Raw genomic sequence first — 16,414 nt, 5'->3', positions numbered from 1 at the left:
TGCGCCCAGGCTCATTCCATCTTCAGCCCGGCTGCCTTTGCCAGTTCGCCCATCGCCCCCGTGTCCTTCTTCAGCAGGTCGGCAAACTGCTGGGGGCTGGACGAAAGCACCTCGTAGCCCTGCTGCTCGAGCGGCTTGCGGAACTCGGGCGACTGCAGCACCGCGACGATCTCCTGGTTCATGCGCTCGACGATCGCATCGGGCGTGCCCTTGCGCACCAGCAGCCCGTTCCAGACGATGGTGACCACGCCGGGCAGGCCCAGCTCGGTGAAGGTCGGCACCTGCGGCAGCAGCGGCGAACGCTTCGTATCGGCCACCGCAAGCACGCGGACCTTGCCCGCGCTGTGCATGGACACGACCGCCGGCAGGTTGTGGAACATCATCGGGATCTGCCCGCCCAGCACGTCCTGCATGGCCGGCGGGCCGCCCTTGTACGGGACGTGCACCAGGTCGATGCCTGCATGCTTCTCGAACTGCACGCCGGTCATATGCATGGTGTTGCCGTTGCCGGCCGAACCGAAGGGGATGGTGTTGGGCTTGGCCTTGGCCGCCGTCACCAGCTCGCCTACCGACTTGAAAGGTGCCTGCGGATTGGTCAGCAGCACGTTCGGCATCTGGTGCGTGAGCGTCACCGGCTGCAGGTCCTTGAGCGGCTCGTAGCCCATGGAGGCATACAGGTGCGGGTTGATGGCCAGGTTGCTCACCGAACCGAGCAGCAGCGTATGACCGTCGGGCGCCGACTGGCGGGCCACGAAGGCCGAGCCCAGGTTGCCATTGGCACCGGCGCGGTTGTCGATGACCACCGGCTGGCCGATGCGCTTCGACAGCGCGTCGGCCAGGCTGCGCGCGAACTGGTCGGCAACGCCGCCGGCAGGGTATGGGACGACCAGTGTGACGGGACGGGTGGGCCAGGTTGCCGGGGACTGTGCGAGCGCGGGAAGCGCTGGCAGCAGGGATGCGGCGCAGGCGGCGGCGCAGGCCGCGAGGACGCGGCGTCGGAGATTCGGATGCATGAGGTTTCCTTTGGTTGAGATTGCTGGTTCAGCGCGTGACCAGCAGGCTGGCGTCCCAGGCGGGCACGGGCCCGATTCCGGGGTCGATGTTCAAGGTGGCGCAGCCGTCGGACACGCCCCGGCACCAGGGGCTCAGTTCGTCGCGCAGCGGGTTCGGATTGACGTCCACCTCCGCCCAGCCGGGCAGATCGGGCGTAGCCCGCGCCAGGTGGGCATCGAGCAGGGCGAGCGAGAAGGCCAGGCCCACACCCGAGCCAAGCCAGTGCGGACAGAAGCGCCGCCCGGCCGCCCGGGCGATCGCCGCGACATCGAGGCAGCTGCTCACGCCGCCCCACTTCGCCACGTCCGGCTGCAGCACCGAAAGCCACTGCGCAGCCTGCACGAAGTTGGCGTCGCCCCGGATGTTCTCGCCCCCCGCCAGCGGCAGGCCCAGGCCCGCGAGGCGCTGCCATGTGGCGGCGTCGCAGTCGGCGGCGACCGGCTCCTCCAGCCACTGCAGCGGCAGCTGGCTGAACTGCGCGATTGCGGCCATGGCGCCGGACTCGTCCCAGGCCTGGTTGGCGTCGATCATCCAGGCCTGTGCCGCATGGTCTCTCTGCAGCTGCCGCAGACAGGCGACGTCGTCGTCCAAGGAAAATCCCACCTTCAGCTTGAAGCGGGTGTGGCCCTGGGCCGCCGCCGCCCCGACGCGTTCGTCGGCTTCCTTCGGATGGATGCCGCTGGCGTAGACCGGCACCTCGCCGCGGCCGCCGAGCAGCTGCCACAGGGGCTTGCCAGCGCGCCGCGCGACGAGGTCGAAGGCCGCCATCTCGATGGCGGCGATGCACTGCGCGAACGGCCCCGGCTCGCCGCACTGGAGCACCAGCACGCGCGTGCGGGCCGTCAGGGCGTCCTTCAGGGCACGCGGTCCGTCGAAGGACTGCCCTGCCCCGCTGCACAGCGGGGCGAGCACCTGCTCGACGAGCTCGGCGCGGTACTCCGCGGCCGGATTCGGGAAGTTGCACCACACCTCGCCCCAACCCTCGGCACCGTCGGAATCCAGCAGCCGCACGAGCACCGCAGGCCGGTTCTTCATGGCGCCGAAGCTGGTCACCACCGGACGGGCCAACGGATACCGCAGCACGAAGGCGCTGATGCCGGCGAGGCGAAGGCTCGCGGCCGCGCCGGTGACGAAGGGATCGGGGGAGTCGGCTTGCATGGTGGTCAGACCTTCATGGTGTCGGCGCGCGCAAGGCGGGCGTCGCGCGGCGAGGGGTGTGGGTGTGGGGTGACGGTGCGGCAGGCCCAGTAGCCCGGGGACGCGGGGCTCACACCCGAGGCAAGCGCGTGTCGTTTCATTGCGTGGCTTTCCTGTCGATCGCATTGCCGGGCGCCAGCAGGTCCATGCTCAGGCGCACCATGTGCGAGGGATACACCACCACGGCGGCGTAGACCACCACTCCGGCCTCGTCGCTCAGCACGCGCCGCACCTCTGCGACCGGCGAACCGGGCACCACGGCCAGATGCCGTGCCTCGACGAGATCGGCGCAGCGGATGCTCAGGTCCTGGCGGGCACTGGTGACGCGCAGCTGCGTGTCCTCGTGCATGACGAGCAAGGCCGGTCGCTGCAGAAACGCCTGTTCATGCCGCTTGAACAGTCCGGATTCAATGGAAAGATCGATGACGCAGTAGGGCCGGTCCTGGCGCAGGTGCACGCGCTGCATGCGCACGTACTGCTGCGCTGCCGTCTGATCGGAGGGCAGTTGCACGTCGGGCAGGCCCGCGTGGTCGTTGATGTTGAGTACGGTGGGTTGCACGGCACGCTGCATCTGAAGCAGTTCGTCCATGCTCGTGGCGATGCGCACCCAGCGATCGGACAGCGGAATCGCTTCGACGGTGGTCCCGATACCCCGGCGACGGCGGATCAGGCCTTCGCGCTCCAAGAGGTGCATGGCTTCCCGAACGGTGACCCTGGAGGCCCCGAACTCCTCCATCAGCACCGGCAGCGGGGGCATGGTCTGCCCTTGCTGCCACACCCCCATCTCCAGACGCGAGCGCAGCACCTGATACACCTGCAGGTACATGGTCTGGCCGGCGAATCGGAGAGCTGGTTTCAAGGAAACGTATTGAAAACGTGACGTTAGGATCTTAACACCGGGTGCAGTGGATCATTCCGGGCGCTGAGAGCTGTTTCCCCGCCTGCGCTTTCGGCGTGAGGGATGTCTCGGCGATGCGTACAGAATGGGTGCGAGACTGCGGCAAGGCTCAGGGTGGGCCGAGGCGGCTTGGGTCGTGGAGCCAGCCGGTGCGCAAGATGCAGACGAAAAAAGGCCCGCCAATGGCGGGCCCAAGGGAAGCAGGTACAGGTCCGGTGTGCGGCCCTGCTGGCATCCAGCTTCCGCGTGCGAGTGTGCTGGCATGCAGCGTGGACCGCAACCCGGATGAGCTTGGATTCAACGTGCGCACCACAGGTCTGCGCAAAGCTGCTCCAGCCGTGGCGCCGCAGCTTCGCGCGCACACAGAAAGGAACCGCCGAAGCGGGTTGCGAGGGGCGCCCTGGTGTGTCCACCACGGCGTCGAAGCGTCCTTCTTTCGGGCAGGCTCAGCCAGCAGCGTCCGCGCGGGCCGCGAGTAGCGCGAGGGCTTCGGGGCATTCGATGAAGCACTCGGGACCAGCGTTGCGCAAGGCCTGCGGCGCCGTGTAGCCCCACGCGACGGCGGCGAAGCCGATGCCGCAGCGGCGGGCGGCTTCGTGGTCGCGCAGTTCGTCGCCGACGGCGATGGCCTCGCGGGCGGACACGCCGGTGCGCCGCAGCACCCGACGGAAGCGGGCAGCCTTGCCGAACACGGCGGCGCCGCACTCGAAGACGCTCACGTGCCCGGCGCTGGGGCCCAGCACGGCCCGCACGTTGTCCTCGGAATTGGAGGTGACCACCGCCACCGTCGAGCCGCCGCGTGCGAGTGACTCCAGTGCCTGCGCCACGCCGGGAAACAGGCGCATCTGCGCGCGGCGCTGCGTCATGGCGTGCAGCATCGCCGCGCCCACCCGCGGCACCTGCCACCACCGCACGCCCAGCCGCTGCATGAGCGCTCGACCGTGTCCGCCGCGCATGCGCTCGAGTTCCACCCGGTCGATGGGCCGCAGGCGCTGGCCGGCGACGACTTCCTCGAGCGCCGCCACGAAGACCGGATAGGTGTCGGCCAGGGTGCCGTCGAAGTCGAAGATCACCAGCGGGTACCTGCTGCAGCATGCCGTGCTGCCGGCCGCCGTGCCTGCCGGAATGCTGCTGCCGGCGTTGCCACGTGTGTCGATGCCTGCGTCGCTTGTCTTCATGCCTTGCGTGGGTGTCCGAGCCGCCCGATTTTCCACGGGCCGCGTCCCGGGATTCGACCGCGCTCAAGGGGCCGCGTTCCCGATGCGTGGCTATCATGGCCGCACGCCCTTTTCTCGAGAGTGCGCAAGGAGACCAGGCCATGCCCCGCCGCTTCGTCGATCTGTCGATCTTCCTGGAGAACGATGTCGTGTCGGATCCGCCGGCCTTCGCGCCGAAGATCCAGTACTTCACCCACGAAAACACCTTCGAGCAGATCCAGCCCTTTTTCCCGGGCCTGCAGCGGCACCAGCTCCCCGATGGCGAGGGCTGGGCGGTCGAGACGGTGCAGCTGTCCACGCACAACGGCACCCACCTCGACGCGCCCTACCACTTCCACTCCACGATGAACGGCAAGCTCGGCGCGAGCGAGCGGGCCATCGCCATCCACGAGGTGCCGCTGGAATGGTGTTTCCAGCCGGGCGTGAAGCTGGACTTCCGTCATCTGCCGGACGGATACGTGGTGACCGCGCAAGATATCGAGGCCGAGCTCGCGCGCATCGGACACGTGCTGCAGCCGCTGGAGATCGTCGTGGTGAACACCCGCGCCGGCAGCCGCTATGGCCAGCCCGACTACGTGTCCAGCGGCTGCGGCGTCGGATACGACGCCACCATGTACCTGCTGGAGCGGGGCGTGCGCCTGACCGGCACCGACGGCTGGAGCTGGGACGCGCCCTTCGTGCACACGGCCCGCAAGTGGGCGGATAGCGGCGACGCATCCCTCATCTGGGAGGGCCACAAGGCCGGGCGGGACATCGGCTACTGCCATCTCGAAAAGCTGCACAACCTCGAAGCACTCCCGCCCGACGGCTTCATCATCAGCTGCTTTCCCCACAAGATCCGCGGCGCCTCGGCCGGTTGGACCCGCGCGGTCGCGATCTTCGACGAGGCCCTGGTGCCGCCCGCGCCGCGCGCGCAGCCCTGAACGCGGTCGCCTGCCCTGCGCGCCTTGCGCCTGGCTGCTTCGTTATCGGGCGGCAGCGCCTGCTCAGCGTCCGGCGGTGCGCGCCGCGAGGCACCGCTGCAGCAGTTTCGGCGCCTCCATGCGCTCGGTCCACGCCGCGAATTCCGGAGTCGGTCCGGCCCAGCGCAAGGCGTCCACGTCGTCCAGCACGGCGGCGTCGTCGCGCAGCGTCGCCAGGCGCTTGAACAGCAGTGCGGCGTCACGCTGCGACCCCAGCACCTGCTCGGGAAACTCCTCGATCGGCCCGTACCGGTTCAGCAAGCGCGCCGCGCCCACCGCACCGATTCCCGTGATGCCGGGATAGCCGTCCGCCGCGTCGCCGACCAGTGCGAGCCAGTCCGGTATCAGGTCCGGCGCCACGCCGAACTTCTCGCGGATGGCAGCGGCGTCGCGCACGGCCTTTCCCCTGCGATCGACCTGCAGCACACGCTCGCCCTGCACGCACTGCGCGAGGTCCTTGTCGGGGCTCCAGATCAGCACCTTCTGGACGCGCGCATCGGCCTGCGCGACGCGCGCCGCCGAGGCGAGCGCATCGTCTGCCTCCAGCTCCGTCATGGCCCACACCGTCACGCCCATGGCGCGCAATGCGTCCTCGAGCGGTCCGAACTGGGCCCGCAGGGCCGGCTCGATCCCCTCCCCGCTCTTGTAGCCAGGCCACAGCCCGTTGCGGAAGGACTCGATCACATGGTCGGTGGCCACCCCGACGTGCGTGGCGCGCGTCTCCACAAGCTCCAGCACGCTGCCCAGCACGCCCGCTACCGCACCGAGGGGACGGTCCTGCCCCTTGGTGAAGCGACGCAGCCCGTAGAAATGGCGAAAGAGCTCGTAGGTGCCGTCGATGAGGTCGATGATCATCCGGGTTGCGGGGACGCGGGAGGGCAGAAGTGGTGCTCCCGCTCCTGTTTGGACGCTGGAGGGCCGCCTGCATCGTAGGCAATGCCGTCCCGTTTGTGGCGCGTGTCCATGCGCTGAGCGACGACATTGGTGAAAAAACTGAATTCCGCTGCGCACCCTGCCCGAATGGACCACGGGGCGCGGGGTGTGGGCAGTTTCGCGAAACGGATGAGCTGCCGCGTAGGCAAATGCCTTATGGCCAACGTCGATGGACCCACTGGACCCGCCCCCGGCCCGCGTGCACGGCATGTCGGCGCAGCGCGAGGAGCCGGTAAACGAAGGGTCGGCCGCACTGGCGATCCTGGCGTCTCACCGACGGGTGGGCTCCGCGTAATGGGTCGTGGCCGCGCGCATGACCTCGAGCGCTTGCATCGATCGGCCAGCGGTCACGCCGCGGTTCGGACGGCATCGGGCCAGGCCTGTTCACCGTCAAGCACCGCATCCACGCGGTGGGCGGCACCATGGCGGCGAGCAGCGGTTGGCAAGCTGCGGCGGTCGATTCGAGTTGGCGCCGCCGCTGCGTCCCTGCCGCCCGGCCGTGCAGGCGGTCCCCTGAGCGGTGCGGGTGGCGACCTACGCGCTAGCGGGCATGCAGACCCCGGCCGCGCCTGCGCCGCCGCTCCGGCACCGGACAGGCACCGCGACCTACTGCGCCAAAAATATACGCAGCGCGCCGGCGTCACTGAGCGACCCCAGCAGTCGCAACGTACTGCCGGTGGGCGTGGTGACATCGAGCGTCGGCGTGAGGACGACGCTCGCAGCGGCCGCGGCCTTGGGGCGCGTGAGCACATCGATCACTTCCACTTGGAAGGAATGCGTGGGCAAGTTCGCGCAAACCGCTTCGAGGTTTCGAATGGCGGCAACGGAATTCGGCGAGGCGCCCGCCACATAGAGCTGGAACCGGAGTGTGTTCACCCTGTCCTCCTACTCCTTCCTGCCCTCGGCGGCACGGGGTGTTCCGCGCAGTTCGAGCATTTGGGTGCGCCGCGTCTCCTCGGATTCGACCTGCCCGGCCTGAGCCAGGCGGACCAGGTCGAGCTCGGCGTCCTTTGCGCCGACCTCCTGCTGGAGAGCGCCGAGCCGCGCCTGCAAGGCATCCCGCTCACCGTGCAGCAGGCGCTCGCGCAGCTTGAGGTCGGCCTGCTTGCGCTCCTGGGCCAGGCGGTCGGCGCGCTCCTTCTGCCAACGCATCGTCCCCATGAGCACCTGCCCCTCCGCGGTGTACACCTCCGCCAGCGAGACGCCGTTGTCCGACAGCTTGAGTTCGCGCACCTGGTTCGAGTGCGCTGTGCCGCGCGACTTCACGATCGTCAGCGCCCGGTTGCGCTCTCCCGCATGAATAACATAGCTCAAGTGGATCCAGGTGTCCGCGATGGTGGACACGTGCATCGGCGTGCTCTCGACATCTGCGGCGGCGGCCGCGCCCAACAAGCTCGTGCACAGAACCGTAGCGCCCCGGTGCTTGGCCCAGTCGATCAGCCGCTCGGTAACGCCCAGGCCGGCGACTTCGGTGTCGGACTTGCTCAGCGCCGAGATCGGATCGATCACGATGCAGCGCGCCCCGTGTTCGCGCGCCCGGCCGATGATGTTGAGCAGGTGCACTTCCGCGCTGCTTGCGTTGGCCCGCGAGGAGTACATCTGCAGCAGCCCCGACTCCCTGCAGCTGTGCAGGTCGATGCCTACGGACGCCATGTTGCGCACGATCTCCTGCGGGTCCGAGTCGAAGCTCACGAACAACGAGGCCTCGCCGCGCGCGCAGGCGGATTGCACGAACGCTCCGCTCAAGGTCGATTTCGCGGTACCCGGCGCCCCCGTGACCAGGATGCTCGAGCCGCGGTGGAAGCCACCCGCGAACATCTGGTCGAGTGCAGCGATTCCGCTCGAGATGCGCTCCTCGAAAACGAGCTTGGGATCCAGAGTGCGCGACAGCGGTGACGCAACTTCCAGCCCGTCGGGCGCGATGACCATGGGTGAGGCGTTTTCCTGAAAGGAACTGCCTCGGTACTTCAACACCCGCATGCTGCGATGCGACACGCCCGCGCTCACCACGTGCTCGAGGCCGACAACGCAGTCGGTCATGAACTCCAGGAAGCCGAAGGGTTCGAGAAGGTCCAGGGTCTGCGAGTGCGCCTTGGCGGTGAGCACCACGGTCAGCCCTTTCGCAGACAGCCATTCCTGCAGCCGGCGCACTTCGCGCTGCGCGAGTCCGGGACTTCCCAGCAGCGACAGCAGCACGTCGATGGAGTCGAAGGCGATGCGCTTCGCGCCCACCTCGTCCACCATGGCGGACAAGGACGCCAGCAGGCCTTGCAGATCGAACTCGCCCGCGAGCACCATGTCGGAGGTGATCTGGGCGTCGTACCAGAAGAGTTTGTTCCGGGCCCCCTCGAAGTCCCACCGGAAACTTGCGGCGTTCTCCAGCACCCCCGCCTTGCTCTCCTCGAAGACCACGAAGATCCCCGGCTCGCCGCCCGCGGCGCCGCAGACCAGCGTCTGCAGTGCGAAGATGGTTTTGCCAGTGCCCGGACCACCCGTGACCAGGGTGGTTCGACCGGCGGGTATCCCACCGCCCGTCATGTCGTCGAACCCAGCTATGCCCGTCGGTACCTTGTGGAGTGCAGATGCCATGCCCCGAATTATTAGCAAGGAACCGGATGCCGGGCGGCGGCCGCGCAGGCAAGCTGCGGCACCAGGTACGGCGCCCAAGCGTGCCCGCCTGGCGCGGTGCGTCAGAGCGCGCCAGGCACAGTGACCTGATAGAAATCGTCCGCCACTCCGGCGCGGGAGCCGCGCGCGGCTCCCGGCTGCAGCCAGTGCGCAAGGGTTGCCCACAGCCGGGCCGGATCGACCGGCTGGCTGATGAAGTCGTTCGCGCCATCCGCAAGGCAGGCGGCACGCTCGCGTTCGCTCGCGCGTGCGGCGCACGCAATGATGGGCAATGTCGCAAGGCGTGCCTGGCCGCGTACGTACCGGGCCACCTCGGCCCCCTTGGTGACCGGCTTGAGCATGTCCACCAGCACCGCGTCGAACGGCTGGTGCTCGAGCAGCGTCAGGGCCTCCTTGCCGTGCGTGGCGAGCGCGACACGGACACCGGCGAGCTCCAGCAGCTCGCTCAGGAGTGCGGCACGCGCCTTGTCGTCGTCGAGCACCAGCACACGCTTGCCGGCAAGAACGGCCGGCGGATCCGCAAAGATCGCGACTTCCGTGCCGTCCGTCGCAGCCTCGCGAAAACGGGCGCTGAACCATAGCTGCGCCTGGCCGTCCGGCCGGCGTTCGATGCCGGCGTTTCCCCCCATCAGCTGAGCCAGGCGTCTGCACAGGGCCAGCCTCGGTCCGGACTCCTGCGCCGCACGCTCGGGCGCCCGCAACCCCGCCTCCCCGAAGAGATCACTCGCGCTGGGTGCCGAGGCACCGCAGCGCGTCGTCGCGCCGAAGCTCAGCACAACCTCCTCGTGTTGGCGACTCATCACATCGACGACCAGGGCACACGCTGCGCCACGGACCGCCCATCCAGCGACAGCCTGGATGTAGCTGACCAGGATCTGGCACAGGCGCACGGGATCCCCGAACAGTTTGTCGCGCACGGCACGTGCGATATGCACCTGCAGCGATACCCCGTGCATCCGGCACGTTGGCTCGGCCAGGCTGGCCGCGCGCTCCAGGACGGCCGCGAGGTTGAAATCGCGTGCGTTCAGCTGCAACGTGCCCGAATCGAGGCGCGACAGGTCGGCAGCCTCGTCGAGAACGCTCACCACCTGCCGTCCGAAGCTCAGGATCTTGTCCAGTGACGCGCGCTGCGACGCATCGAGGCTGGCGCCGTGCATCGAATTCGCCGCTCCAAGGATGCCGGTTACCGGCGTGCGTACCCTCTGGTCGAGCCATGCCGCCGCGCGCGAACGCGTGCGTGCAATCTCGCCTGCGAGCTCTGCCGGCCCCTGCTGCACGTCGCCCCCGTCGCGCTCGGGGAGCCCGCGCAGCAAGCTCAGCAGGCAACTGGGCTTTCCGTCCTTGAGCACCGGCGTCAGGGTCACGTCCCACCACCGCGTGCCGCCGGCCGCGTCGGGGCCGAGCGCCTGGAAGGTTGTCGGCTCCGCGAGCCGCGCGGACGCGACGGCGAGCATGATGGCGCGCCGGGACTCGCTGGGCCACAAGCTGGCCCACGCCGCGCCGTGCACCGCCGCCGCTTGCGCGATGCCCAGGAGCCGCAGCCCGCTGCGATTCACCCGGAGCACGCGCCCGTGCAGGTCGAGCAGCATCAATCCGTCGGGGCTGGCCTCGAACAGCCACGTGCCGAGGGAGGCCACCTCCGGCAGCGCATGTGCGGTCTCTCCGGCCGAGTTCCGTGCCGGAGGTTCGACCGTTGCAATTGGAGAACGGGTCATGGTGTCCGGTGGTGCTGGATCTGCGAGCCGGCAGGCCCGGGGTCCGGGCTGGAGTTGATCCATCGACCCAACGTCTCGCTCAGGTGCTCGAGCGCGATCGGCTTGGGGAGGTAGTCGTTCATGCCGGCTTCCAGGCAGTCGTGCCGGTCCTGGGCAGCGGTGCTGGCGCTGAGTGCCACGATCGGTGCATGGCAGCCCTGCGAGCGCAGCTTCCGGGTGGCCTCGATACCGTCCATCTCCGGCATGCGGCAGTCCATCAGGATCAATGCGAAGCGGCGCCGGCTGGCCAGTTCCACGGCCTGGCGGCCGCTGGATGCCAGCGTGACGCAGCCATAGCCGAGCTTGTGGAGCAGGGCCTGGCCCACCAGTCGGTTCACTTCATCGTCGTCCACCAGAAGGATCGGCGCGTCCGCCGGCGCAGGCAGCGCGGGCGGCACAGCGGCGCCGCCGCGGTCCGACGCGACCACCGGCACGCACGGCAGCAGAAGCGTGAAGATCGACCCCTGCCCGACGGTGCTCGCTGCCACCAGCTCGCCGCCCATCATTGCTGCGAGCTCCTTGGCGATGGAGAGCCCGAGACCCGTGCCCCGGTACTTGCCGGCCTTGGCCGCCCCGACCTGCGAGAAGCGCTTGAACAGTTCGCGGATCTCCTGGGCGTCGATGCCGACGCCCGTGTCGGCGACGTCCAGCCGCAGGCGCTGCCCCCCGCCGGAAGCGACGACGCAGGCGGACAGCGAGACGCTGCCGGCGTCGGTGAACTTGACCGCGTTGCCGAGCAAATTCATCAGTACCTGGCGCAGACGCTGGCCATCGACCAGCACCCGCTCGGGCACGCCCGGTGCGATATGCAGCTCGAAGCGCAGGCCCTTGCTGCGCGCGCTGCAGTCGAAGACCCCCGCGGTATCGGTCAACAGCATACGCAGATCGGTCTCTGTGCATGCCGTCATCATCTGACCGGCCTCTATCTTGGACAGGTCGAGAACGTTATCCACGACCCCGAGCAGGGTTCGGGCGCAGCTCTCGATGAGGCGCACGTAGCGGGTGTCCTGCGGCGCCAGCATGCGGTCGCAGAGCACGCGCGTCAGGCCGGTGATCCCGTTCAGCGGCGTGCGGATCTCGTGGCTCATCGTCGAGAGGAAATCGGCCTTGGCCTGGTGCGCCTGCCGGGCGTCCTCGACGGCAGCCCGCAGTTCGGCCTGCGCACGCCGCTGGCTGGTGATGTCCTTGCTGGTCCCCACGACGCTCAGTGGGTGGCCCGTCGCGCTGCGCCTGCCGACACGCGCGTGGGTGCGGAACCACCGGCGTTCGTCGCTGTAGCGGCCTGCCGCATGCACCTGCGACAGCGGCTGTCCCCCGCCGCGCAGCAGCTCGTCGAGCGACCGGCGGAACGCCTGCAACTCCGCGGGGTCGGAGAACATGGCCTCCAGCGGAACGGTCTCACCGGTTCGTACGCTCCGGTGCGACTGCGAGTCCTCCGCCCCGACGCTGAACAGGCGCAGCCTGCCTGCTTCGTACTCCCACAGCCGAAGCCCTGTCACCTCCAGGGCCTGCGCAAGCCGCAGTTCGCTGTCGCGCAGCTCTTCCTGCACCCGGCGCTCGGCCGTGACGTCGGCATAGGTCCGGATGTTCCATCCCTGCCCGGTGGTCTTGGAGCGGATGTGCAGGATCGTCCCGTCCGCCGTGTCGAGGTCGCGGCTCGCGTCCTGCGTCCTGCACGCCTCATCGAGGACTGCTTGCGCCGAACGACCGGAAGCACCCGGGCGGCCAGCGAGGTAGTTGAGGATGTCCGCAAACGGCGCTCCGGGGGCCACCACCTGCGGCGGCAGCTGGCACAGCTGCCGTACACGCGTGTTGCTGACCAGCACCCGCCGGTGCTCGTCAAGCACGAGCAGGCCCTCGGGCAGGTTCTCGATGATCGTCTCCAGCAGGGCGTTGCGGTGCTTCAACGCGTCTTCGAGCAGCCTCGTCTCGGTGACGTCGGCGACGATGCCGCAGGCCGCGAACTCGTGCGTGCTCGAATCGGCTGGCACCAGGCGGATCTTCAGCCAGCGCGTTTGCGCGGATTGGGCACGGCAGACCCATTCACAGGGGCGGCGATCGCGGTGCGCGTCCTGCCACGCTTGGCGCAGCGCCTCCCGTTCCAGCGGATGAATGCACTCCAGCCACCCCGATGCCAGGCCATCGACGAGCTCCGAAAGTCCGAGCAGCTCGCGCCATCGCTCATTGGCACTCAGCACGGCGCCCGTGTGGCTCGTGCTGAAAATGCCGATGGGCGCGACTGCGCCGAGCACGTCCATGAGGCCGAGCCTGTGCGCGTGCTGCAGGTGGTGTTCGCGCTCGCGCGCCAACAGCACGCCCACCACTGCGCGTGCGAGCTCGACCAGCACGCCTTGCTGCGACGCCGTCAAGCTGCCCGGTGCGGGCCCGAAGACGCAGAGCGTGCCGATGCGTTCTCCCGACGGCATCACCAGGGGTGCCCCGGCGTAGTGGCGGACATGCGGCTCGCCGAGAACGAACGGGTTGTCTGCGAAGCGCCTGTCCAGCAGCGCGTCCCGGATCTCCATGAACGGAGAGTCCTGGGCAATCGCATGGCCGCAGAAGGAGGTCGCCCGCGGCGTCTCAGCGCCCTGCTCGGCCCCGTGCGCCGACTTGAACCACTGCCGATCCGCGTCGATGAGGGAAATCAATGCGCACGGCATCGCCGTCATCGCGGCTGCGAGTGCGGTGAGCGAATCGAGCACCTGCTCGGGAGCGGTGTCGAGCAGGGCAAGGCTGCGAAGCCGCTGTAGCCGGCGCGCCTCGTTGGCGGGACGTGGAGGAGTGAGCATGGCAGCGGGTGCGTCAGCGCGGTGGCATCCCGGAATGGGCGCGCGGATCCGCCAGGGCAATCAGGCGCGCGAGGCTGCTCCAGAGCCTCGGCGCATCCACCGGCTTGCTGAGAAAGTCGCTCATACCGGCCTCGATGCAGTCCCTGCGGTCCTTCTCCAGCACGTTTCCGGTGACGGCAATCACCGGCAAGGCCCGCAGGCCGAGCTGCTCGCGGATGGCACGCGTCGCCTCCATCCCGTTCATCACCGGCATCTGGATGTCCATCAGGACGGCATCGAATCGTTGCGCCTGCACGGCCGCCACGCCCTGCGCTCCGTCGCATGCGACGCAAACCTCCATGCCTGCCCGCTCCAGCAGGTGCTGCGTGACCTCCCGAGCCAGGGCGTCGTCCTCGACGATCAGCACCCGCTTTCCCTGAAGCGCCGGCGAAGGCAGATGCGACGAAGATTCCGGTGCGCCGATGGCGGGGCGCAAGCGCAGCCGTGCGGTGAACCAGAACGAAACACCCTCTGCCGCATCGGTGGAGACGCCGAGGTCACCCTGCATGAGGTGGGCGTTCGCGCGCGAGATGGTCAGCCCGAGTCCGAGCCCCCGGGCTCCCGGTAGCGGCGCGTCAGGCTGCGCCGGGGGCCCGACGAGCAGCTCGATTTCCTGCGGCGACAGGCAGCTGCCCGCGCGGCGCACCACTCCGTGGACCCGCACCGCATCGGCCGATCGCTCCAGCACCTTCACGCGGACCTCGAGCGTCGAGGAACCGACGAGCGCCACGGCTCGGGAAGCACAACTCAGAAAGATGTTGCGCAGGCGCGTGGCGTCAGCGAGAACTTCCACGGGAACGTCCGGATCGATGCAGGCACGCAGCTCCAGCCCCTTGGACACGGCGATCTGACGCACCAGGGAAGTCGTCTCGGTCAACAGGGCGACGAAATCGAGTTCACGCTCGTGCAGCCGCAGGTTCCCCGCTTCCGCCTCGGTGAGGTCGAGCATTTCTTCCATGAGCATGGCCGCATGCTGGCCAGCCAACTCGATCTGCTGCAGATAGCTGCGTTGCTGCGCGGTAGGGTCGAGGTCGAGCAGCAGGTGCGCGAGGCCTCCGATGGCACTCAGCGGTGTGCGCAGCTCGTGGCTCACGTTCGCAACGAACTCCGTCCTGGCACGCATTGCATTCCGTGCGGACTGTGCCGCCGCCTCGGCGAGGCTCCTGGCCAACTGCGTAGCCGCTTGCGCATCCATCAACGTGGTGATGTCGCGCGCGACGCACAGGATGTGGCTCACTGCCGCGCCGTCACGCGGCAAGGGCGCAGTGCGCACGTCCCACCACTTGGGCGTGCCGCTCGCGGTGGGGCACGGTGCCTGCAAACCGCTGGTGCGCCCCTCGAGCGCGGCCGCGATGGCCGCACGAAAGGCCGCCTCGCAGTGCACGGGCCAGCAGCTTGTCCAGTGGCGCCCTGCGACCGCTTCGTGCGCATCGGCTCCCAACAGCGCAAGGCCGTTGTCGTTGACGCGGACCACGAAGCCTCTGCAATCCAGCAGCACGACGCAATCAGAACTGCCGTCGAACATCGCGCGTCCGATATCGAACCACGCCACCGGGCTCGGCATGCGCGCCTCGTTTGCTTCCGGACGCACGTCCATCACGCGGCTCGGTGCGGATACGAGCTTCGCTCCAACTCTCATTTCTCGATCCTCGTGTTGTTCCGGTCGGCATCGGATACGTCGAGGGATACAAGGCATGCGGATGGGATCGGAAAATACACATCGGCTTCGAGACGGATTCCCGGCAGCGGAGGACGCGGAGGCGGGTTGCGAAAACAGGACGGGTGTGCGTCATTGACCAGGCGCACAGCCTCCAGAAGTTCGGCATACGTGCCGCTGTGCCTTCTGCCGGCGCCGTAAGGCGACCGAGGGAACAAGTTCATGGGGGCTCGCAATGGATGTGTTTCGAGATTTGACTGTATGTAAATCCGTTGCGCAGGGGTTAAGGGAAGTGCCTACGCAAGCACGGGCGCGCACGGTTCTGTGGATGAACGCCTTAGGTGAATCACCTAATCACCGTAGGTATGCCGCCTAGGTGCGAATGCCTCCGCCCGTCCCAGACTGGCCCGCCACCTTCCCGCGTGTCTGCATGACGGGGCGCACCCGCGGCCAGGTGCCTTTTCGCCCGGCGCTCCCAGGAGAGTCCGCGCGCATGCCCTTGCACGGTTAGGCGCTGACCTCCACTTTTTCAGCACTTGCCCAACATTTCGCAAGCTCACTCTGCCAGCAGGAGCAGATGCCTCTGAATGCAGGTAGGCTCCCGCCCTTTTTGCACAGGACGATGCGTGACAAGGGATAGGGTAGGTACAGCTGATGCGGTCCGGATCGTTCTCGCCGATGACCATGCACTGGTGCGAGCAGGAATCAGGGCGCTCATCGGCGGCATCGCAGGCTTCACGGTGGTCGGCGAAGCCAAGGATGGAAATGAGTTGCTCCAGGTGGTCGCCACGCACGCGCCGGACGTCGTGTTGACCGACATCGCCATGCCTGGCCTCGACGGCATTGCAGCCATCGCTCGCATCGCGAAGGACCATCCGAGCATCAAGTTGGTGGTGCTCTCTATGCATGAAGACGTGGACGTGATCCATCGAGCCGTGCAGAGCGGCGCGCAAGGCTACCTGATGAAAAACGCCACCCGGTTCGAGCTGGAGCAGACCGTGCGGGGCGTCATGAGCTCCGGCTCCTACTTCACCAGTTCGGTCGCGCAGCTCCTGCTGAAGAACGACAGCGGCAACGTCCACGACCAACTGACGCCTCGGCAATTGGAGGTCCTGGTGCTGCTCGCCGAAGGCAAGGCGGCCAAGGAGATTGCCTTCACGCTGGGACTGAGTGCCAAGACCGTCGATGTTCATCGCGCGCGCATCATGGAGAAGTTGAACCTCAGGGACCTGCCCAGCCTCACACGCTATGCGCTGCGCAAGGGCCTCACCCAGCTTTGAACGTGCA

13 protein-coding genes are annotated in these 16,414 nt (G+C 68.2%); 2 read left to right on the top strand and 11 right to left on the bottom strand.

The genetic code is table 11. From position 1 onward, the window contains the following. Positions 1 to 11: 11 nt before the first annotated feature. The 5 genes from WG922_RS08770 to WG922_RS08750 all read right to left on the bottom strand — a co-directional run bounded on the left by WG922_RS08770 (position 12) and on the right by WG922_RS08750 (position 4,326). On the bottom strand, positions 12 to 1,013 hold the full coding sequence (locus WG922_RS08770; protein ID WP_340282123.1) for a Bug family tripartite tricarboxylate transporter substrate binding protein: 1,002 nt from the start codon (positions 1,011 to 1,013) through the stop codon (positions 12 to 14). 28 nt (positions 1,014 to 1,041) lie between these two features. Next, positions 1,042 to 2,211 (bottom strand): mandelate racemase/muconate lactonizing enzyme family protein, encoded by a 1,170-nt coding sequence (locus WG922_RS08765; protein ID WP_340282122.1) that lies wholly within the window; start codon positions 2,209 to 2,211, stop codon positions 1,042 to 1,044. A 5-nt stretch (positions 2,212 to 2,216) separates the two neighbouring features. Then, positions 2,217 to 2,351, bottom strand: a complete 135-nt coding sequence (locus WG922_RS08760; protein WP_340282121.1) for a hypothetical protein — start codon at positions 2,349 to 2,351, stop codon at positions 2,217 to 2,219. Continuing rightward, positions 2,348 to 3,109: a GntR family transcriptional regulator gene (locus tag WG922_RS08755; protein WP_340282119.1), complete on the bottom strand. Its 762-nt coding sequence runs from the start codon at positions 3,107 to 3,109 to the stop codon at positions 2,348 to 2,350. The genes WG922_RS08760 and WG922_RS08755 overlap by 4 nt, the downstream gene beginning before the upstream one ends. A 485-nt stretch (positions 3,110 to 3,594) precedes the next feature. Further along, the gene (locus WG922_RS08750; protein WP_340282118.1) at positions 3,595 to 4,326 is read right to left on the bottom strand and encodes an HAD hydrolase-like protein; all 732 of its coding nucleotides are present in this window, start codon (positions 4,324 to 4,326) and stop codon (positions 3,595 to 3,597) included. Between the two features lie 140 nt (positions 4,327 to 4,466). Between WG922_RS08750 and WG922_RS08745 the strand changes: the two genes are divergently transcribed. Beyond that, on the top strand, positions 4,467 to 5,288 hold the full coding sequence (locus WG922_RS08745; RefSeq protein WP_340282117.1) for a cyclase family protein: 822 nt from the start codon (positions 4,467 to 4,469) through the stop codon (positions 5,286 to 5,288). A gap of 63 nt (positions 5,289 to 5,351) precedes the next feature. Here WG922_RS08745 and WG922_RS08740 read toward each other — a convergent pair whose 3' ends face one another. From WG922_RS08740 to WG922_RS08715, 6 genes are all read right to left on the bottom strand, one after another. Beyond that, positions 5,352 to 6,182, bottom strand: a complete 831-nt coding sequence (locus WG922_RS08740; RefSeq protein ID WP_340282116.1) for a 5'-3' exonuclease — start codon at positions 6,180 to 6,182, stop codon at positions 5,352 to 5,354. Positions 6,183 to 6,866: 684 nt separating this feature from the next. Continuing rightward, entirely contained in the window at positions 6,867 to 7,136 is a 270-nt protein-coding gene (locus WG922_RS08735; RefSeq protein WP_340282115.1) for a circadian clock KaiB family protein, read from the bottom strand. Positions 7,137 to 7,145: 9 nt separating this feature from the next. Then, positions 7,146 to 8,849 (bottom strand): circadian clock protein KaiC, encoded by a 1,704-nt coding sequence (gene kaiC / locus WG922_RS08730; protein WP_340282114.1) that lies wholly within the window; start codon positions 8,847 to 8,849, stop codon positions 7,146 to 7,148. A 101-nt stretch (positions 8,850 to 8,950) separates the two neighbouring features. After that, on the bottom strand, positions 8,951 to 10,603 hold the full coding sequence (locus WG922_RS08725; RefSeq protein ID WP_340282113.1) for a response regulator: 1,653 nt from the start codon (positions 10,601 to 10,603) through the stop codon (positions 8,951 to 8,953). Then, complete coding sequence (locus WG922_RS08720; protein WP_340282111.1) at positions 10,600 to 13,431, bottom strand: response regulator; 2,832 nt, start codon at positions 13,429 to 13,431, stop codon at positions 10,600 to 10,602. Before WG922_RS08720 ends, WG922_RS08725 begins: the two co-directional genes overlap by 4 nt. Before the next feature lie 13 nt (positions 13,432 to 13,444). Next, entirely contained in the window at positions 13,445 to 15,109 is a 1,665-nt protein-coding gene (locus tag WG922_RS08715; protein WP_340282109.1) for a response regulator, read from the bottom strand. A 644-nt stretch (positions 15,110 to 15,753) separates the two neighbouring features. Between WG922_RS08715 and WG922_RS08710 the strand changes: the two genes are divergently transcribed. After that, entirely contained in the window at positions 15,754 to 16,407 is a 654-nt protein-coding gene (locus WG922_RS08710; protein WP_340282107.1) for a response regulator transcription factor, read from the top strand. Positions 16,408 to 16,414 lie beyond the last annotated feature (7 nt).

The organism is Ramlibacter sp. AN1015 (genome assembly GCF_037726105.1).
In the GTDB taxonomy this organism is placed as follows: domain Bacteria; phylum Pseudomonadota; class Gammaproteobacteria; order Burkholderiales; family Burkholderiaceae_C; genus Ramlibacter.
Note: the sequence above shows the minus strand (reverse complement) of the source record. Positions and strands in the feature narration are given on the sequence as shown.